Raw genomic sequence first — 18,860 nt, 5'->3', positions numbered from 1 at the left:
ACACACCACCATGAGTACAACACATACGATCCGGCCGTTCCTGCGCCTCAGCGGCCTCGAACCGCTCGTAGTAAGGCCCGAAACCAACTTCCTCAACGTCGGCGAAAGGACCAACGTTACCGGCTCCAAAAAATTTGCGCGGCTCATACGCGAAGGACTATACGAAGAAGCGCTCTCCGTTGCCCGCCAGCAGGTAGAAAGCGGCGCGCAGATCATCGATGTGAACATGGACGATGCGCTGCTCGACGGCGAAAAGGCCATGACCACCTTCCTCAACCTCCTTGCCTCCGAGCCAGACATCTCCCGCATCCCGGTGATGATCGACTCCAGCAAGTTCTCCGTGATCGAAGCCGGCCTCAAATGTCTCCAGGGCAAATGCATCGTGAACTCCATCTCCCTCAAGGAAGGCGAGGAGAAATTCATCGACCAGGCCATCATCTGCCAAAGCTACGGCGCATCCGTTGTCGTAATGGCTTTCGATGAAAACGGCCAGGCCGATACGCTCGAAAAACGCGTGACCATCTGCCAGCGTGCGTACGACATCCTGGTAGATCGCGTGGGCTTCGACCCGCAAGACATTATCTTCGACCCCAACATCTTCGCCATCGCCACCGGCATAGAAGAGCATAATAACTATGCAGTAGACTTCATCGAAGCCTGCCGCCAGATCAAACAGCGCATGCCGCTCGCCAAAATCAGCGGCGGCGTATCCAACGTATCGTTCTCGTTCCGCGGCAATGACGTGATGCGCGAAGCCATGCACTCCGTGTTCCTCTTCCATGCCATCCGCGCAGGACTGGACATGGGGATCGTGAACGCCGGGATGATCCAGATTTATGATGAGATCAACCCGGAAATGCGCGAACTGGTGGAAGACGCCATCCTCAACCGCAGGGACGATGCTACCGAAAGGCTCATCGCGTACGCAGATACCGTGAAGGCGAAAGGGAAAGTGATCGAGAAAGATGAAACCTGGCGCAAAGGGACCGTAGAGGAAAGACTGAGCCACGCACTGGTAAACGGGATCACCGATTATATCGAAGCCGATACGGAAGAAGCCCGTCAGAAATATCCCCGTCCGCTGGAAGTGATCGAAGGTCCGCTCATGGATGGAATGAACATCGTCGGCGATCTGTTCGGTTCCGGAAAGATGTTCCTCCCGCAGGTCGTGAAAAGCGCCCGTGTGATGAAAAAATCCGTGGCCGTGCTCACACCTTTCATCGAAGAGGAAAAAGCGAGATACGTGGCCGAGAACGGCGGCGTCATCAAATCCGCAGGTAAAATCCTCCTCGCTACCGTGAAGGGAGACGTGCATGATATCGGCAAAAACATCGTGGGCGTAGTGCTCGGCTGTAACGGATACGACATCATCGACCTCGGCGTAATGGTGCCGGCGGAAAAAATCCTCCAGGCCGCGCGCGACGAAAAAGTGGATATCATCGGGCTCAGCGGCCTTATCACCCCGAGCCTCGACGAAATGGTCCACATCGCCCGCGAACTGAAACGCCAGAACTTCGACATCCCGCTGCTTATCGGCGGCGCCACCACTTCCCGTACGCACACGGCCGTGAAGATCGCACCGGAATACGATAACGGCGTGGTACATGTGCTCGACGCATCGCGCAGCGTAACCGTAACCGGCAACCTGCTCAATAAATCGCTGCACAAAAACTTCCTGTCGGAAGTAAAACAGGAATACCACAAACTCAACGAACAATTCAGGAATAAAAAGCCCGTCAAACAGTACCTCACGCTGGCAGACGCAAGGGCCAACAAAGTTCCCGTCGACTGGAACGCTTTTACGCCCGTGAAACCCGTTCAGCCGGGAATCCACGAATTCCAGCACTACGACCTGGGCGAAATCGCGGAGTACATCGACTGGAACCCGTTCTTCATCGCCTGGGAACTGCACGGGAAATTCCCTGCCATCCTGAAAGATGAAGTGGTGGGCCAGCAAGCCTCCGATCTGTTCAAAGACGCGCAGGCCATGCTGAAGAAGATCATCGACGAAAAGTGGCTCACCGCCCGCGCCGTGATCGGCCTTTTCCCCGCCAATTCCAATGGACTGGATACGGTGATCGCCACTTCGCCAGACGGTGCGCAGGTGCCGCTGGAGTTCCTCCGGCAGCAGATCAAGAAAGCGCCGGGCCAACCCAACATCAGCCTGTCCGACTTCATCGCGCCAGCCGAAACCGGCAAGCAGGACTGGATCGGCGGATTTGCCGTAACCGCGGGTGAAGGCATTGAAAAGTGGCTGGATAAATTCAAGAAGGAGCACGACGATTATTCCAGCATCATGCTGAAGGCGCTGGCAGACCGCCTGGCCGAAGCGTTCACGGAATTGCTGCACGAAAGGGTGCGGAAAGAATTCTGGGGTTACGCGACGGAAGAGCACCTGTCCAACGACCAGCTGATCGCCGAAGAATACCTCGGTATCCGTCCCGCTCCGGGTTACCCTGCTTGCCCCGAGCACACGGAAAAATACAAACTGTTCGATCTGCTGGGCGCCACTGCGTCTACCGGCATTACGCTCACCGAATCGCTGGCCATGTACCCCGCGGCGAGCGTGAGCGGCTGGTATTTCGCCAACCCGCAATCCAAATATTTCGGCCTGGGCAAAATCGAAAGAGACCAGTTGCGGGATTACGCGGAACGCAAGGGTTGGGACCTGGAAACGGCCGAAAAATGGCTGCGTCCCAGTCTCGATTAGGCGTAACCGTTCAAATATTTACAGGCGCAGTTCCCGGGAACTGCGCCTTTTTTATGATGTCTGATCCGCTATTTGGGTAAATCCGCGACATTGAATGCATGGAGCAAGCGGTCTCCGACCATGAAACGTATTTCCTTCGCCTCCGATTTGGGAATGGCGCCGAGCCAGGCCATGGCTTTGGTGTAGGAGGTTTTCGGCGTATCCACCTTGATGGCGAAATCCAGCGTAAGCTCGTTTTCAAACTGCAGAACCCGCTTCAGTTCGATCGACTGTGTGAGCTCGCTGGGGCGCAAAACCACGGCGGCAAGGAGATTTTGGCTGAAGTCTACGGTGTCTATCGTGTTGTTCATCGTTTTGGCGACGCCGAAGATCTTTCTCATTTCTTCGGGATTGTTGATGACCCAGCATTGAATATCGCTGCTGAATTTGACGGTGTTGTTGACGAAGTATCCGCTGAGAGGGCGGATCACCACGTCTTTCTGCATGACGATACTCGCGGAATCGGTGCCCAGCGTGTCTTTCGACGAAGCGTGCTCGTCGGAGCGCGACGTACCGGGCCCGCAGGCGGCGAGGAACAGCAGTAAACCTGCCATGGATAAGCTTTTCATAATGATGGTTTTGGTGATGACAATGGGGGATACCGCAAACAAGATACCGGGAACCCCGGCTTCTATAACATTTTCATGACAGAAGAAGTTGAAAACAGGAGAACCACGCAGGAAAATGCGTAGAATTACGCTTGAAAGTACCCTCCGCAGGGTATTACCTTTGTGCTATGCAATAAGATCGCATGTAGCCCCAAAAAAGCAGTTCAGAAAGTTAAGGTACACACTGTTCAGTTAACCCCAGTTACAGTTTTAAGGCCGCCGGTAAGGGCGGCCTTTTTTATGTTCAAACTTGTTTGACAGGATTATTTACCGTCTACCCACATCCCGTTATCGCGGATGAGGTTGATGAGCTCGGTAACGGCCACATCGCTGGAGAGTCCCCGCTTCACGACTTCCTTCCCGCGATACAGGGTAATTTTCCCCACGCCGCTGCCCACATATCCGAAATCGGCGTCGGCCATTTCCCCCGGACCGTTTACGATGCACCCCATGATGGCGATTTTCACCCCCTTGAGGTGGTTGGTCACCGCGCGGATGCGGGCCGTGGTTTCCTGGAGGTCGAACAACGTCCGGCCGCAGGAGGGGCAAGAAATGTATTCCGTTTTGGAGATGCGCGAACGGGTAGCCTGGAGGATGCCGAAAGCAACGTTGTTCAGCGTGGCGGGAGATGAAGATTTTTCCGCAGCGGTGAGCCACAGTCCGTCGCCGAAGCCGTCCAGCAACAGGGCGCCGGTTTCAGTAGCGAAATGGATGAGGTCTTCGTCGGCGTTTTGATGGGCGCTGTTGCATTGGAGGATCACGGGGTGGGGGAGTTTTTGCTCCATCATGCCCACCAGTAACCGGCGTACCGATGCCATAGCGTGCGCGTTGCCGCTGGCCACCACCGGTACCACGTTCCCTTTCAACTGCGCCAGCGCGTCCAGCACGCCGTTACCAAGTTGTTCTGCGTCTACCTGCACGAAATTCACAACATCGCTGATCCCGGAAACGCTGTTGATATCGCTGAAATACGGATGGTATTTGGATTTGTCTTCCGCATGCTGCCAGGTTTCCTGGTCCACGATCACCTGCAAAGTGCCGGGTAGCGCGAACGGGAGGACCTGTCGGCCGGTGAACAGGTAATCCGCCGCTGCGTCGCCGATGTTCCACTTGTCGGTAGCTTCATCGTAATGATACCCGATGCTTTCGAGATGGGCGGGCGTGATAGCGGGGATATGACGGAGGTCAGCCACTACCACGGGCACCTGTTTGCCGCCGATGTTGCCGATGGCGATGGATGTGCGTTTTGTAAACTGGAAAGGCGAATACGGCAGTTTCTCCGGATCGGCGACCGGCGCAATGGGCGCATGGCCCGCGCGCTGGGTGTACCGGCGCACGAGGTCGCGGCAAACGGGCAGCTCGAATTCGGGATCTTCCGTGAGCGACACGCGGATCGTATCTCCCACGCCGTCTTCCAGCAAAGTGCCGATCCCCGCGGCCGATTTGATGCGGCCGTCTTCCCCGTCGCCCGCTTCGGTAACGCCGAGGTGGAGGGGGTAGCAATGGCCGAGCTCCTGTTGCATGGTGCTCACGAGGAGGCGATAGGCCTGCACCATTACCTGCGGGTTGCTGGATTTCATGCTGAGCACGATGTTGCGGAAATGGAGGTCTTCGGCGATGCGGAGAAATTCCATGGCGCTTTCCACCATCCCGTTTGCGGTGTCGCCGTAGCGGCTCATGATCCGGTCGCTGAGGGAACCGTGATTGGTGCCGATGCGCATGGCGGTGCCGTGTTCCTTGCAGATGTTGACCAGCGGCGTGAAACGGTCGCGGATGCGGTCGATTTCTTCCTGGTATTCGGCGTCGGTATATTCGAGGAGCTCGAATTTCTTTTTATCGATGTAGTTGCCGGGGTTGATGCGGACTTTCTCCACGATGCGCGCCGCGACTTCGGCGGCGTTGGGCGTGAAGTGGATGTCGGCCACCAGCGGCGTGGTGTACCCGCGTTTCCGCAGTTCGTTTTTAATGGGGAGCAGGTTATGCGCTTCCTTGATGCTGGGAGCGGTGATCCGCACCAGTTCCGCGCCTGCTTCGATGCAGCGGATCGATTGTTCAACGGTGCCCATGGTGTCCATCGTGTCGGTCGTGGTCATCGTTTGGATCCGGATCGGGTGGTAATTGCCGATGGTGAGGTCGCCCACTTTTACTTCCAAAGTGGCCAGTCTTTCGTATTTCGTCAGTGATGGACAATATAATTGCATGAATGCGGTGTGTTGATCGTTTTGAGTTTATTTCAACGGATTGATAATAAACATTTTAATATGTGAAATGTAGCATGTAGCAGGTATCGCGGAAGCGGCATCGTACACGGTACATTTTTTCAAAATTAGCAAATAATTCCCCGTTCCTTGCCTCCTCACATTTTGTTATTTTATATGAGCGGTAAACTTTCCGCCCGATAATTTGCCTAGTTTTAGCAAGTTTTGCGTGCTTCATGTTTGTAACCAGCATCGCCAGTGTCACCATTTAACCTGAGAATCAATAACCTGTCATCGATTTTGAGTAAGATAGAGGATACCATACCCTACCAGCAGATTCCGCTAAACGGACAGTTCAGCGTTTTCGAGATGGAGCATTTCCAGGCCGAATATGCAGACGTTCCCCATCGCCATCATGTTTTCCAGATACTGTGGTTCACCAAATCCGCCGGCGATCATGTCGTCGATTTCGTGACCTACGAACTGGGCGATAACATCCTATTCCTCCTCCGCCCCGGCCAGGTGCACCAGTTGCCCAAGTCGGGATTCTACGGGTACAGCATCACTTTCACCGAACAGTTTTATTGGGAAAACAAGCACGAGCGGCAAACCCTGTACGATTTCACCACGCTGTTCGACGATTCCCAGGAATACGCGCCCATCCGCATCGGCGCCACGGCGGCGGAATCCCTGCAGAAGCTCATTGCCCTGATGCGGGAGGAGTTGCGGCAGGAAGGCGGCAGCAGCTTCGTCATCAAACATTACCTGAACGCCTTCCTGTTGCTGGCGGAAAGGGAGAAGAAGAACAACCCGGTCAACAGTCCCGACGTCCACAACCACGATACCCGCATCATCCAGCTGCGGCGCCTGGTGGAGAAGCACTTCCGCCAGGAGCACCAGGCCGGCTTTTATGCCGCACATTTCTCGTTGACGGCCAAGCGGTTGAACGAAATCGCGCGGGAAGCCATCAGCAAAACCGTGACCGATATGGTGCACGATCGCCTCGTCCTGGAAGCCAAAAGGCAGCTGGCGTTCAGCAACCGCAATGTGAAGGAGATCTGTTATGAACTGGGGTTCGAGGACCCGGCGTATTTCAGCCGCTTTTTCCGGCATCATACCGGCATTTCGCCGCACGAATTCCGGGAAACGGTGTTCAAATAGTGCAATGGAATTGCCTTTTTGTCCAAACACCGGGGAGAGATTCAAGGCTATTTTTACATCTGTTTAAACGGAAACCATGCTTTATAACGCGTTTCAACCGCGTTTTTTTACATTTTGGAAAGGAAAGTAAGCGAATAGCCGTCCTGCTACCAGGGCGGCTTTTTATTTCCCGATGGAGAACCCCCGGCCCAGCACTTCATGCACTTCATGGATGACCGTAAACGCTTCGGCATCCACTTCCGCCACCACTCTTTTCAGTTCCATAAGCTCCTGCTTGTTGATGATGACGTACAGCACTTCCTTGGGGTCTTTCGTATAGGCGCCGTGGCCGTGGAGCACGGTGGCGCCGCGGTTCATATCGCGGGTGATCTTTTCGGCGATGATGGCGGCAAAAGGTGAAATGATGGTGACGGCGCGCTTGCTGTTGAAGCCTTCCACCACATAATCCACCACCCGCGCACCAATGTACACGGCAATAAAGGTGTACATCGTACGCTCGATGCCGATCATGAAAATACCTGCGGAGATTACCACCACGTCGAACGTGAGGATAGCGTTGCCGAGGCTCCATCCAAAGTATTTATTCAATACCCGCGCCACGATGGATGCGCCGCCCGTGGTGCCGCCGGAAAGGAAAACGAGCCCCAGGCCGATGCCTACAAGCAAGCCCGCGAAGATGGCCGCCAGCAAGGGATCGTTGGTGGGCGGTTGCCGGTTGGCTTCCGTGATGTAGAGGAAAAAGGAACAAAAGAGGATGGAAAGCAGGGTGTAAATAACGGTCCGCCGGTTCAGCAGGCGCCAGCCCACGATCATGAGCAACGCGTTGATGAGGAGGTTCACCAGGCCGGCAGACCATCCCAACAAATAATGCGATAATATGGAAATGCCGATCACCCCGCCTTCAGAAAGCTGGCTGGGGATGGCGAGGAAATTGATACCGATGGCGAATATGAATGATCCGAGCAGGATCAGGAAAATGTTCCAGGCGTGCACTTTCATGCCGCAAAGGTACGGGAAGGCCTGATATTACCAGTCCTTTTCCACGCTCACGGGCGAGCCCTTGGTTTTCTTCATTTTATCTTCCTGGAGCTTCTTTTCCTGTTGCGCCAGTGCCTGGAGCAGGCGTTTCGCTTCTTCCTGCGAGAGTTTGCTCGGTTTGGGCTTGGGTTGCTGGTCCTGCTGGTCTTTCTGATCTTTTGGGTCTTGCTGCTGGTCTTTTTTATCCTGCTGGTCTTTCTTGTCTTTGTTCTGCTGGTCTTGCTGGTCTTTCTGCTGCTTGTCTTTGTCTTTCTGCTCTTTATTATCTTTCCCGCCGCCCTGGTTCTGCTGTTGCTTTTTCAGCATCTCCTGCGCGTAGGCGAGGTTGTATCGTGCCTGTTCGTCGGCCGGGTTGGCTTTGAGGGCTTTTTTGTAAGTGGCGATGCTTTCCTCCCATTTTTTATCTTCCATGAAAGTATTGCCGATGTTGTACGTGGCGTCGGCGGCGTTTTCCTTCCGGGTGGGGGCTTTCAGGGCGTTGGCGTATTGCTGGCGCGCGGCGTCGAAACGTTTCTGTTCGTAGAGCGAATTACCGAGGTTGAAGTTGCCTTCCATGGATTTCGCGTTTCGCTCCAGTGCCTTTTTATAGCTGGCTTCCGCGTCGGCGTATTGCTGCTTTTTATACTGGTCGTTACCCTGTCGGATGTATTTGGATGTGCCTTGCTGCGCAGTCGCCGGCAGGGCAAAAGCGAGCAGCGATGCGGTCAGGATGCTGACGGTATGGAGGATGTTCTTTTTCATGCGGCCTCCGCTTTTTGTATCCCGGGCAATGCGTCGGTTTTCTTGCGGGAAGTGCCTTCGGGAATGAAGAATTCCAGCACGATCAGCACGAGGCAGATGCCGAGGAAATATTGAAAATAACTGTTGTAGTCGGTGAACACGTTCTCGCCGAACTCTTTCTGTTCCATCTTGTCGATCCGGTCGGAAAGGGCGTCTACCACTTCGTCCGTATTGTTCAGCAATTGGAGATACATGCCTTTGCCGGCGGATGCGATTTTCTTGAGCTCTTCTTCGTTGAGTTTGGAGATAACGGTATTGCCTTCGTTGTCTTTTTTCATGCCGCCGGATTCTGCGTCGGGGAGTGGCGATCCGGTAGGGGAGCCGATGCCCACGGTATAAATTACCACCCCGTTTTCCAGGGCTTTTTTGGCTTCGGCAACGGCGCCTTCCTGGTGGTCTTCGCCGTCAGAAATAACGATGAGGGCTTTATGCTTGCGTTCTTTCTTGTTGAATGCTTCGTCGCTCACGCGGATGGCTTCGCCGATTTCCGTGCCCTGGCGGGGGATGAGATCGGGCGAGATGCTGCCCAGGTACATGCGCGCGGCGGAATAATCGACCGTCAGCGGCATCTGGAGATAGGCGTTCCCCGCGAAAACGACCAGCCCGATACGATCGTTGTCCATCTTTTCCATGAGCCGGGTCATGAGCTGCTTGGCCCGGGTAAGCCGGTCGGGCTTGGCGTCTGTGGCGAGCATGCTCTTGCTCACGTCCAGCGCGATGATCACGTCTACGCCTTTACGGGTGATCTTTTCCACGCGGCTCCCTTTCTGCAGATTGGCGAGCCCGATCACGCCGAAGAAAAAGGCGAGGAAAACGAGGATGAACTTGAGGGTGAAGAGTTTACGGGAATATCCGCTGAACAGTTTTTCCACCATGGCGGGGTCGCCGATGCGGCGGATAGACCGGCGCTTCCACCAGGAAACCCAGAAGAAGGCGAGCGTCAGTACGATCAGCAGCGCGAATGCCCACAAATACTCTGTATGTTGGAATCTAAGCATGTTGTAAAACGCCACTTCCCGGGCAATGGCCGGGAAGTGATTCAAAAATAATTTTTTTGTAACGTATTACAAGGGTCGGGGGAAATGTTTTACCAGTTTTTTAACAGCCTATCGTTCCCCTTTGTAGAATCCTTCGCTGGAAAGGATGTTGCGCGTCAGCTCCTGGCCCAGGGCTTTCATGTCGGCCGAAGGGTCTTCCGTCTCGAAATTGAGGACGAAGAAGGAAGGATGGAGGTTCTCCTCGATCCAGCCGGTTACCCAACCGATCCTTTTGGCGCCTGTGCGGGCTTCGCCGGCTTTCCAGGCGAAAATATATTTGCTGGTCTTTTCCATGATCATGAGCCCGGCGGTGAGTTCCTGCGCGCGTTTCTGGTAAGGCAGCTGGGAGAAATACAGTTGTTTGGTGAAGCCGAGTACTTCGTCTGGACTGATTTGCAGCGAGTTATCGAGCCAGAAAGTGTCTACCCGGCTGATTTTGCGGTTGCCGAAGCCGACGGAGTCCATCCACCGCTGGAGGGTGTCTTTCCCGATGGTGCGGGCTACTTCCTGGAAGGCGGGCAGCGATGCGTTGCGGAAGGCCTGGTTGAAAGGCTCCCCGGCGATGGTCACCACGGAATCGCGGATGGCGCCCGTTTGCAGGCCGGTAAGGGAGAGGAACGGCTCAAAGATGCCGGCGGGGACCGTGCGCTCTTTGGCGCGGTCGATATTATAGACCCGGAAGGTGCCCTGCCCGTTGTCGAACAGCATAAAACAGCCTTCCAGCTTGTGCTTCGCAAAGTGTTGCTGCCACTCTTTCGCATCTTTCACGTTGTTGGGAGTGCAGGCGCCGAGCCCCAGGGCCGCGGCGATCAGTAACAGGCCGAATCTTTTCATCAAGCGGTAATTTTTTTTGATCGAGACTGCAAAAGTAAGGCTTCCCCCGTAAAAGGAGGGATGATGCAGATCAGGTTTCCCCGCAGGGGCACGAAAAAAGGCGGCCTGAGCCGCCTTTCCGGTTGATATGTATTTGAATATTATACGGTTTCGGCTGTTTTCAGCACGCCCAGTTCCCTGCCCACTTTCGTGAACGCGGCGATGGCCTTGTCCAGGTGCGCTTGCGTATGTGCCGCGCTCAGTTGCACGCGGATGCGCGCCTGGCCTTTGGGCACTACGGGGTAGAAGAACCCGATCACGTAAATGCCTTCCGCCAGCAGTTTGTCGGCAAAATCCTGGCTCAGTTTGGCATCGTACAGCATTACGGGAACGATGGGATGGTCGCCCGGCTTGATGTCGAACCCGGCAGCGGTCATTTTCTCGCGGAAATATTTCGTATTGAATTCCAGCTGGTCGCGCAGCTCGGTGGTTTCGCTCAGCATGTCGAGCACGGCGATGGACGCGCCTACGATGCTGGGAGCAACGGAGTTGGAGAACAGGTACGGACGGCTCCGCTGGCGGAGGATGTCGATCACTTCCTTCGGTCCGCTGGTGAAACCGCCGGAAGCGCCGCCGAGGGCTTTGCCGAGGGTGCCGGTGATAATGTCTACCCGGCCCATCACGCCGCGGTATTCGTGGGTGCCGCGGCCGGTTTTGCCGAGGAAGCCGCTGGAGTGGGATTCGTCGCTCATGACGATGGCGTCGTATTTATCGGCCAGGTCGCAGATTTTGTCGAGCTGGGCGATGGTGCCGTCCATGGAGAACGAGCCATCGGTCACGATAATGCGGCTGCGGGCGCCTTTGGCTTCCTGGAGCTTGGCTTCCAGGTCGGCCATGTTATTATGTTCGTAGCGGAAGCGCTGTGCCTTGCAGAGGCGGACGCCGTCGATGATGGATGCGTGGTTGAGGGTGTCGGAGATGATGGCGTCCTGTTCGCCGAAGAGGGGCTCGAATACCCCGCCGTTGGCGTCGAAGGCGGCAACATAGAGGATGGTGTCTTCCGTGCCGAGGAATTTGGAGATCTTCTCTTCCAGTTCGCGGTGAATGTCCTGGGTGCCGCAGATGAACCTCACGCTGCTCATGCCGTAGCCATGGGTGTCGATCGCTTCTTTGGCGGCGGCCACAACTTTGGGGTGGGAGGAAAGCCCGAGGTAGTTGTTTGCGCAGAGGTTGATGACGGTTTTGCCGTTCACCGTGATTTCGGCGCCCTGCTCGGAAGTGATGATCCTTTCCCGCTTGTACAAGCCGGCGTTATCGATTTCCTCCAGCTCGGTTTGTAAACGTTTTACGAAATTATGATTCATGTTGCACCTTATTTTATAGCTCTTGGTCTAACAAAGTTAGGGCAATAAATGTATTACGCTTCCTGCGGGCGGAAATAGGGAATCGGCCGTAAGGCAAAAAGTTTGACGGAGGTGTAACATTTAAATCACGGTTTGCGTCATATAATTATCACAGACGGTTGGATTATGACGAGACGAACTGTTTGCTGGTGCATTCGGCAGGCTTGCTGACATTTTATCTTCCAAAAGGGCGTTTTGCGCCAAAGGATAAGCGTGTGCAGGCAAATCGGGCATCGTGCTTTCCGTAGAATTGTCATGGCGCCGTGGCTGGACCGGGAAAACGGCACTATTCAACAATTTGTCGGAACTTAGCACGCTAAAGAACCTATCGCCGGATGACGGAAAAGGAGTATAACAAATGCGTAGATCTGTACAGCGATAATCTCTTCCGTTTCATCGTGAAGAACCTGGGGCACGCCGAAGATGCCCGGGACGTTGTCCAGAATGCGTTCGAGATATTATGGAAGCACGTTAGTGATGTGCCTTTTGAAAAGGCCAAGAGTTACCTCTTTACCGTGGCTTACCATAATATGATCGATCATGTCCGGAAGGTGAAGCGGGTAACGTTGGTGGAAGAGTTCCGGGAGGAAACGAAAATATCGGATCAGAAGATACATAACGCACGGAGTATCATAGAAAAAGCCCTCGACCGGCTGAGCGACGTACAGCGATCGCTCATCTTGCTGAAGGACTATGAAGGGTACAGTTACGATGAGATCGGCGAAATCATGCAGCTCAATGCCTCGCAGGTTAAAGTATATCTCCACCGGGCCAGGGCGCATCTCAAGGAATATCTCGTGAAAATGGAAAACGTGATTTAGTCAAGGTATTCAAAATCAAATTTTATGTCAGTCGACATTCACATATCGAACTACGAGGAGTATCTCTACAGTTATGTAGACGGCGAGCTGAATCCCGAAGAAGCCGCTGCCCTGGAGGCATTTGTGGCCGCCAACCCGCGTGTGCGCGCGGAGCTCGACCAGCTGCTGGCCACCAAACTGCCGGCTGCCGGCCCCGTGTTCGACGGCAAAGCCGCACTTTACCGGCAATCCGCCACTCCCGAAAGAAATTACGAAACCGTACTGCTCGAATATATCGACGGCGAACTGGCCCCCGCAGAAGTGAACGCCCTGGAAGCCTTTATGGACGAGCATCCCGCCCTGCGTGCCGAGCTGGCCGTTTGGCAAAGGACCCGCCTGCAGCCAGACCCCGCGGTTTCTTTCGGCGACAGATCCACCCTTTACCGCCATGCCGAAAAGCAACGCGTGATCCGGATGGACCGCCGATACTGGTGGGCCGCCGCCGCCATGCTGGCCGGCTCCCTCTTCCTGCTGCGCAACTCCTTCCGGGAAGACGAAGCGGCGCCCGCAGCCCAGCCCATTGCCGTAATACAGCCCGCCGCACCTTCCGCGCAGCCGGATGCAACGCCGGTAGTGCCGCAGGCGGCTGAAAACCTTCCGCCTTCGCCGGAGAAAGCCGCTGCGCTGGCAGACGCCGGCATTCAGCCGCGCAACGCAGCGAATGCCACGAAGCAGCGCCCGGCGGCTTCAACCCCTTCGCCCCAAAAAGATGAGTTGGTGAACGAAACTGCCGATGCAACGCCTGCGGCTTCCAATACCCTGCTGGCGCTCAACACCATCGACCGGCCGGCCCCGCGGCCCGAAGCGGCTTCGGTGAACGCCAGCATTTCTGGTGCGGCAACGGGAATTAAAGCGCCGGAAGCAGCGCCGGTCAAAGCATCGATCGACGTACAGCATACCGCATCCCTGGCCACGGCGGCGCCCGAGCCACCCGGCGAGCTGATCATGTCGGTGACGGGGAACGGGCTCGAAAGCAAGGTGCTGGACAAGGTGACAAACGTGGCCCGCATCTTCGCCAAAAAACGGAATAACAGATAACATCCAACTAACCGGTTAAACGGTATAGATATATGAAGTGTAAAATTTTACTCAGTTGCTTACTGGTCTTCGTTTCTGCTGCCGCGCTCGCGCAAAGTCAGGCTGCGATCGATACCATTCAGATCAAGGGACTGGTGATCGTGAAAGGCAGGACTGCCGAAGGGAAGAACGTGTTCAGGGCATACCAGGATACGGGATATGCCCGCCAGAAGCTGAAAAAGAACCTCCACACCCGCTGGCTCGTATTCGACGTGGGCTTCAATAACTATCGCGACGAGAGCGATTACAACGGGGCGGCCATCGTGTCGTTGCACCCGGCCAATAACTCCAGTTTCCTGGGGTCGTCTTATGCCAGTCCGGTTTATTATGACAAAAGCTTCGATTATTCCGGCGCGGCGCTGAACAGTTTCGCTCCGCGGATGGGGAGCGAGCCGCTGACGCCTTCCGAGTTCAAACTGATCCCCGGAAAGTCGATGAACGTGAATATCTGGATCATCATGCAAAAGCTGAACCTGTACAAGCACAAGATCAACCTGATCTATGCGGCGGGTTTGGAGATGAACAACTACCGCTTCGCGCGGAACATCAGTTACGTACCGGGTTACCCGACCACGATCATCCGCGATACGGTGAACTTTTCGAAAAATAAGTTGTTTGTAGAATATCTGTCCGTTCCATTGATGCTGAACTATACGGCCAATCCCGCGCGCCCGAACCGGTCTTTCAAGATGAGCATGGGCGTTCAGGGCGGGTACCTGTTGAAGGCACGCACCAAACAGATCAGTGAGGAGAGAGGCAAGGAAAGAATGACAGACGAATTCAGCCTGAATAAATGGCGTTTTGCGCTGACCGGCGAATTAGGTTACGGACCGGTTAAACTATACAGCAATTTCGCACTGACCCCCCTTCACGAGTATGGACTCGAGCAGTATCCATTTTCAGTTGGTTTTAGGTTTAACGGATTCTAATGTGTACATTTAAGGCCGGGAAAACTGAAATCACGGAAACTTGGCGTTGTCGGGTAAATGGCAAAGCGACCCGGCGGACGTATCCTATAAAACTGTCTAAAACTCCCAAAAAGTAGAGAAGTATGCGTTCTATCCTGATGTTTCTTGTAGTGGTTGGTGGAATCGTGACCATGCACGCAAGTAATCTGAAGTTACCGGATGCCCCGAATGCACCCACAACCGGAGGAAATTCCAACGTTTCTATTCCCGGCAGTGCCAAAGCATTGCCTGCTCCCGATGCTTCCGAATCGGTGGTATACATGCCAGACAGCGTTTTTCATGTTTATCGCGACCACAATCTTTTCGTCACCGATCATTATCATGTGCTGTACGTGAAGACCGACACGGTATTCCTCACTACCCAAAGCCCGGAGAACCACCGCAAGGTGATGGCCACGAACGTTTTGTTCCGGTAATCCTTTCGAGCGGAAATATTCCGGTTTCGCCGTGCTTGCTTGGCGCAGGGTTCATTATATTTGGCGGATAAAACACCAACCGCCTTATGAGAAAAATGTTTCTGCTCCTGGTATCGGCCACCATGCTGATTCAGGCAGCCTTTTCGCAGAGCGCTCCACCGGTATGGAAAGAAGCCCGGTCTGGCGGCTACAAGTACCGCTTTATTCCCGGAGACCCCATGCAGGCCCGGTTCTACACCCTCTCCAACGGCCTGACCGTTATCCTCAGCGTTAACAAGAAAGATCCCCGTATCCAGACGCTCATCGGCGTCAGGGCCGGATCCAACAGCGACCCAGCCACCCACACCGGCCTCGCGCATTACCTCGAACACCTCCTGTTCAAAGGCACTTCCAAATTCGGCAGCCTCGATTGGGCAAAGGAAAAACCCATGCTCGACCAAATCGAGAAACTGTACGATACCTATAACCGCACCACCGATGCATCCAAACGGAAAGCCATTTACCGGCAGATCGACAGTGTTTCCGGCGTTGCGGCCACCTTCGCCATCGCCAACGAGTACGATAAAATGATGACGAACATGGGCGCCCAGGGCACCAACGCCCACACCTGGGTGGAAGAAACCGTGTACCAGGAAGATATTCCCTCCACCGCGGTCGACAAGTTCCTCGCCGTACAGGCAGAACGCTTCCGCGACCCCCAGTTCCGCATCTTCCACACCGAGCTTGAAGCCGTGTACGAAGAAAAGAACCGCGGGCTCGACAACGACGGCCGGAAGATGTACGAAACTTCCCTCACCGCGCTGTTCCCCACCCACAACTACGGCCAGCAATCCACCATCGGTACCATCGAGCACCTCAAGAACCCCTCGCTCATCGAGATCCGCAAGTTCTACAACAAGTACTACGTACCGAACAACATGGCCATTATCTTTGCCGGAGATTTTGATCCGGATTACGTGATCCGTAAGGTAGACGCGGCTTTCAGGTACATGAAACCCAAGCCCGTTACGGAATATACCGGCCCGAAAGAGCAGCCCATCACCCAACCCATCGTGAAGGAAGTGTTCGGCCCCGATGCGGAAAACATCAGCCTCGCATTCCGCATGCCCGGCGCAACAGACACCCGCAATACCGTGCTCCTCAATGTGGTGGCCTACGTCCTGTCTAACGGCAAAGCCGGCCTGCTCGATCTCAATCTCAACCAGCAACAGAAACTCCTTCGCGCTTCCATCAGCCTCTACCCCTGGAAAGACTATTCCGTGTTTTCGCTCAACGGCCGCGCCAAGCAGGACCAGTCGCTGGACGATGTGAAAGATCTCCTGTTGTCCCAGCTCACGGCGCTCCGCAACGGTGATTTCGACGAATCCCTCATCAAGGCGATCGTCAATAACATCAAGCTGGACGAAATTCAGGGGCTCGAATCCAACGAAACCCGCGCCAACTCCCTCATGGACGCGTTCATCAAACACCGCGGCCAAAACTGGAACTACGATGTAGGCATGATCGACGCCATGAGCAAAGTGACCAAAAAAGACATCACCGACTTCGCCAACAAGTTCCTGAACAACAATTACGTGTTGCTTTACAAACGAAAAGGCGAAGACAGGAATATCGCGAAGGTGGACAAGCCGCCGATCACGCCCGTAGCCGTGAACCGTGACGCGCAATCCGACTTCCTGAAGAAAGTGGCCGCCATGCCCGAAACGCCTGTGCAGCCGCTCTGGCTCGATTTCCAGAAGGATATCCAGAAAGGCAAAGCCGGTCCTGCCGAACTGCTGTATGTGCAGAACAAGGACAACAGCCTTTTCCGCCTCCATTACCGTTTCGGCATGGGCAACTTCTCCGACCGCCAGCTCGGCATGGCGCTGGAATACCTGAAGCTCGCGGGTACCGATAAATACACGTCCGAAGAGATCAGCAAGCAATTCTACCAGATCGCGTGCAACTTTTCGGTGAACGTGGAAAACGAGGAAACAACCATAACGCTTTCCGGTCTCCAGGAGAATTTCGATAAAGCCGTGGAACTGTTCGATCATTTGCTGACGCAGTGCAGGGCAGACGAAAAAGTGCTCACCGGGCTGAAGAACCGCATGCTGAAATCGCGTGCAGACAATAAGCTGAACAAGGCGTCGATCCTCCGCGGGCTGCGCAGCTACGCAACGTATGGCGCGAAGAATCCCTTCAACCTGCAACTCAGCAACGAAGAGCTGAACGCGCTGACGGCCGATGGGCTGGTGCAGCAGCTGCACGACCTTTCCAACTTCCGCCATTCCGTGATTTATTACGGTCCGGCTACGATGGTGGGCGTTTCCGCGGATGTGGCGCGCCTGCACAAACAGCCGGTAGCCTTTAAAGACGCGAAGCCGGCCGTGGCGTTCACCCGCACGGTGAACACCGGCAACAAAGTGCTGTTCGCCGATTACGATATGGTACAGGCCGAAGTGAACTGGGTGCGCAATACCGACGGGTACGACGCTTCCCGTACCGCGGTAGTGGATCTGTACAACAACTATTTCGGTTACGGAATGGGCTCTATCGTGTTCCAGACCATCCGCGAATCCAAAGCGCTGGCGTATTCAACGTATGCATTTTACGCTTCGCCCGTGAAGAAGGACGACAAATATTCCATGCTCGCGTATGTGGGCAGCCAGGCAGACAAGATCAACGAAGCGATCGTGGGGATGAACGAGCTGCTGACTACGCTTCCCGAATCCGATAAGGCGTTCGAGACGGCGCGGAGCAGCATGCGCAAAGGCATTGAAACCGAGCGCATCACGCAAGACGGCATCGTGTTCAATTACCTCGGCGCCCTCAAGCTGGGGCTCAATTCCGATATCCGCAAATCCGTTTACGAGCGCGCCGGCCAGCTGAAATTCAGCGACCTGCAACAGCTTCACCAAACGGAGGTTTCTAGTAAACCTTACACTTATTGCATCGTGGCGTCGGAGAAAAGACTGGCGGCCGACGATCTGAAGAAATACGGCGACGTACAGAAACTTTCCCTCGAAGAAATTTTCGGTTACTGATCCGCATTGAGAATAAATCACTTGAAAGAGCGCCCCCGGGCGCTCTTTTTCGTTTGCACAATATTGGGATCGTTCACGCGTTAAACGGAAAGAATAAACTGAATAACCGACTGTATATCCATGTGGCGAATTTGCTGTCTGATCCTCCTGTTGCCGCTTTTCGCGTTTGAGCACAACTACGCTGACCTTTACACCGTTCGGCTGGACCCGTCCCGCATCAATGCGGACAAAGTTTTCCTGCTGGTCGATAAAAGTGATTACCGCATGTATGTGTACGAAGATGTTACGCTGATCAAAATCTACAAAGTGGTTTTTGGCAGCAACGATCAGTCAGACAAATTGGTGGAGGGCGACAAGCGAACGCCCAACGGTACGTTCCGGATTCAGCAGAAGCGGGTAGACGGGCGCTGGAGCCGGTTTATGTTGCTGGATTATCCGAACAGCGAGTCATATGAAAAGCACGGGCGCCGTGTGAATGCGGGGCAGGTCCGGCCTGATGCGAGCCTTGGCGGCGGTATCGGGATTCATGGGGTGGAAAGTGCCTCGGGCATTCTGGATTATTATGTAGACCGGCGCATTAACTGGACGTTGGGTTGCGTCAGCCTGAAAAACGCGGACATCAACGAGATTTATAACGTCGTGAAGGTGGGTACGCCCGTCGTGATCCGCCCGTAAAAACGTAACCACGTTAATCATATAAATAGAAAGAGGGATACCGTGCGTATC

The 18,860-nt window shown here is 54.7% G+C and carries 15 protein-coding genes; 8 read left to right on the top strand and 7 right to left on the bottom strand.

The annotated features are described in order from the left end of the window. The first annotated feature begins 10 nt into the window (after window positions 1-10). Complete coding sequence (metH, locus tag EJ361_RS06900) at window positions 11-2,710, top strand: methionine synthase (protein ID WP_240646563.1); 2,700 nt, start codon at window positions 11-13, stop codon at window positions 2,708-2,710. Window positions 2,711-2,778: 68 nt separating this feature from the next. On the opposite strand, the gene EJ361_RS06895 is transcribed toward metH, so the two are convergent. Both EJ361_RS06895 and ispG read right to left on the bottom strand, forming a co-directional pair. Beyond that, window positions 2,779-3,318, bottom strand: coding sequence for a hypothetical protein (locus EJ361_RS06895; protein WP_126244646.1), 540 nt, complete (start codon window positions 3,316-3,318; stop codon window positions 2,779-2,781). 302 nt (window positions 3,319-3,620) lie between these two features. Continuing rightward, on the bottom strand, window positions 3,621-5,558 hold the full coding sequence (gene ispG, locus EJ361_RS06890; protein WP_126244644.1) for a (E)-4-hydroxy-3-methylbut-2-enyl-diphosphate synthase: 1,938 nt from the start codon (window positions 5,556-5,558) through the stop codon (window positions 3,621-3,623). Window positions 5,559-5,855: 297 nt separating this feature from the next. On the opposite strand from ispG, the gene EJ361_RS06885 reads away from it, so the two are divergent. Then, window positions 5,856-6,716, top strand: a complete 861-nt coding sequence (locus tag EJ361_RS06885) for a helix-turn-helix domain-containing protein (protein WP_126244642.1) — start codon at window positions 5,856-5,858, stop codon at window positions 6,714-6,716. 162 nt (window positions 6,717-6,878) lie between these two features. Here the strand turns inward: EJ361_RS06885 and EJ361_RS06880 are convergent, their stop codons facing one another. The 5 genes from EJ361_RS06880 to kbl all read right to left on the bottom strand — a co-directional run bounded on the left by EJ361_RS06880 (window position 6,879) and on the right by kbl (window position 11,748). Further along, a complete protein-coding gene (locus EJ361_RS06880) occupies window positions 6,879-7,715 on the bottom strand; it encodes a YitT family protein (protein ID WP_126244639.1) in 837 nt (278 codons plus the stop codon). Between the two features lie 27 nt (window positions 7,716-7,742). Continuing rightward, complete coding sequence (locus EJ361_RS06875; RefSeq protein ID WP_126244637.1) at window positions 7,743-8,495, bottom strand: tetratricopeptide repeat protein; 753 nt, start codon at window positions 8,493-8,495, stop codon at window positions 7,743-7,745. Further along, a complete protein-coding gene (locus EJ361_RS06870) occupies window positions 8,492-9,577 on the bottom strand; it encodes a VWA domain-containing protein (RefSeq protein WP_240646562.1) in 1,086 nt (361 codons plus the stop codon). The genes EJ361_RS06875 and EJ361_RS06870 overlap by 4 nt, the downstream gene beginning before the upstream one ends. A 63-nt stretch (window positions 9,578-9,640) precedes the next feature. After that, window positions 9,641-10,405, bottom strand: coding sequence for a class D beta-lactamase (locus EJ361_RS06865; RefSeq protein ID WP_126244633.1), 765 nt, complete (start codon window positions 10,403-10,405; stop codon window positions 9,641-9,643). Window positions 10,406-10,545: 140 nt separating this feature from the next. Beyond that, window positions 10,546-11,748, bottom strand: coding sequence for a glycine C-acetyltransferase (gene kbl / locus EJ361_RS06860; RefSeq protein WP_126244631.1), 1,203 nt, complete (start codon window positions 11,746-11,748; stop codon window positions 10,546-10,548). Between the two features lie 374 nt (window positions 11,749-12,122). Here kbl and EJ361_RS06855 point away from each other — a divergent pair, with 374 nt between their 5' ends. From EJ361_RS06855 to EJ361_RS06830, 6 genes are all read left to right on the top strand, one after another. Next, window positions 12,123-12,608 carry an RNA polymerase sigma factor gene (locus EJ361_RS06855; protein WP_126244629.1) on the top strand — a complete coding sequence of 162 codons (486 nt, stop codon included), beginning with the start codon at window positions 12,123-12,125 and terminating at the stop codon, window positions 12,606-12,608. Window positions 12,609-12,632: 24 nt separating this feature from the next. Further along, a complete protein-coding gene (locus EJ361_RS06850) occupies window positions 12,633-13,685 on the top strand; it encodes an anti-sigma factor family protein (RefSeq protein WP_126244627.1) in 1,053 nt (350 codons plus the stop codon). A gap of 32 nt (window positions 13,686-13,717) precedes the next feature. Continuing rightward, window positions 13,718-14,653, top strand: a complete 936-nt coding sequence (locus tag EJ361_RS06845; protein ID WP_126244625.1) for an outer membrane beta-barrel protein — start codon at window positions 13,718-13,720, stop codon at window positions 14,651-14,653. 122 nt (window positions 14,654-14,775) lie between these two features. Further along, window positions 14,776-15,108, top strand: a complete 333-nt coding sequence (locus tag EJ361_RS06840; RefSeq protein WP_126244623.1) for a hypothetical protein — start codon at window positions 14,776-14,778, stop codon at window positions 15,106-15,108. 86 nt (window positions 15,109-15,194) lie between these two features. Further along, window positions 15,195-18,134, top strand: a complete 2,940-nt coding sequence (locus EJ361_RS06835; RefSeq protein WP_126244622.1) for a M16 family metallopeptidase — start codon at window positions 15,195-15,197, stop codon at window positions 18,132-18,134. Between the two features lie 120 nt (window positions 18,135-18,254). Further along, window positions 18,255-18,809, top strand: coding sequence for a L,D-transpeptidase family protein (locus EJ361_RS06830; RefSeq protein WP_126244620.1), 555 nt, complete (start codon window positions 18,255-18,257; stop codon window positions 18,807-18,809). The last annotated feature ends 51 nt before the right edge of the window (window positions 18,810-18,860 follow it).

The organism is Chitinophaga rhizosphaerae, assembly GCF_003958645.1.
Lineage (GTDB): Bacteria > Bacteroidota > Bacteroidia > Chitinophagales > Chitinophagaceae > Chitinophaga > Chitinophaga rhizosphaerae.
Note: the sequence above shows the minus strand (reverse complement) of the source record. Positions and strands in the feature narration are given on the sequence as shown.

Excerpts from the sequence above, each read along its gene's own strand:
- metH (WP_240646563.1), top strand. The coding sequence starts at position 11 with ATGAGTACAACACATACGATCCGGCCGTTCCTGCGCCTCAGCGGCCTC.
- EJ361_RS06895 (WP_126244646.1), bottom strand. The coding sequence starts at position 3,318 with ATGAAAAGCTTATCCATGGCAGGTTTACTGCTGTTCCTCGCCGCCTGC.
- ispG (WP_126244644.1), bottom strand. The coding sequence starts at position 5,558 with ATGCAATTATATTGTCCATCACTGACGAAATACGAAAGACTGGCCACT.
- EJ361_RS06880 (WP_126244639.1), bottom strand. The coding sequence starts at position 7,715 with ATGAAAGTGCACGCCTGGAACATTTTCCTGATCCTGCTCGGATCATTC.
- EJ361_RS06875 (WP_126244637.1), bottom strand. The coding sequence starts at position 8,495 with ATGAAAAAGAACATCCTCCATACCGTCAGCATCCTGACCGCATCGCTG.
- EJ361_RS06865 (WP_126244633.1), bottom strand. The coding sequence starts at position 10,405 with ATGAAAAGATTCGGCCTGTTACTGATCGCCGCGGCCCTGGGGCTCGGC.
- kbl (WP_126244631.1), bottom strand. The coding sequence starts at position 11,748 with ATGAATCATAATTTCGTAAAACGTTTACAAACCGAGCTGGAGGAAATC.
- EJ361_RS06855 (WP_126244629.1), top strand. The coding sequence starts at position 12,123 with ATGACGGAAAAGGAGTATAACAAATGCGTAGATCTGTACAGCGATAAT.
- EJ361_RS06850 (WP_126244627.1), top strand. The coding sequence starts at position 12,633 with ATGTCAGTCGACATTCACATATCGAACTACGAGGAGTATCTCTACAGT.
- EJ361_RS06845 (WP_126244625.1), top strand. The coding sequence starts at position 13,718 with ATGAAGTGTAAAATTTTACTCAGTTGCTTACTGGTCTTCGTTTCTGCT.
- EJ361_RS06840 (WP_126244623.1), top strand. The coding sequence starts at position 14,776 with ATGCGTTCTATCCTGATGTTTCTTGTAGTGGTTGGTGGAATCGTGACC.
- EJ361_RS06835 (WP_126244622.1), top strand. The coding sequence starts at position 15,195 with ATGAGAAAAATGTTTCTGCTCCTGGTATCGGCCACCATGCTGATTCAG.
- EJ361_RS06830 (WP_126244620.1), top strand. The coding sequence starts at position 18,255 with ATGTGGCGAATTTGCTGTCTGATCCTCCTGTTGCCGCTTTTCGCGTTT.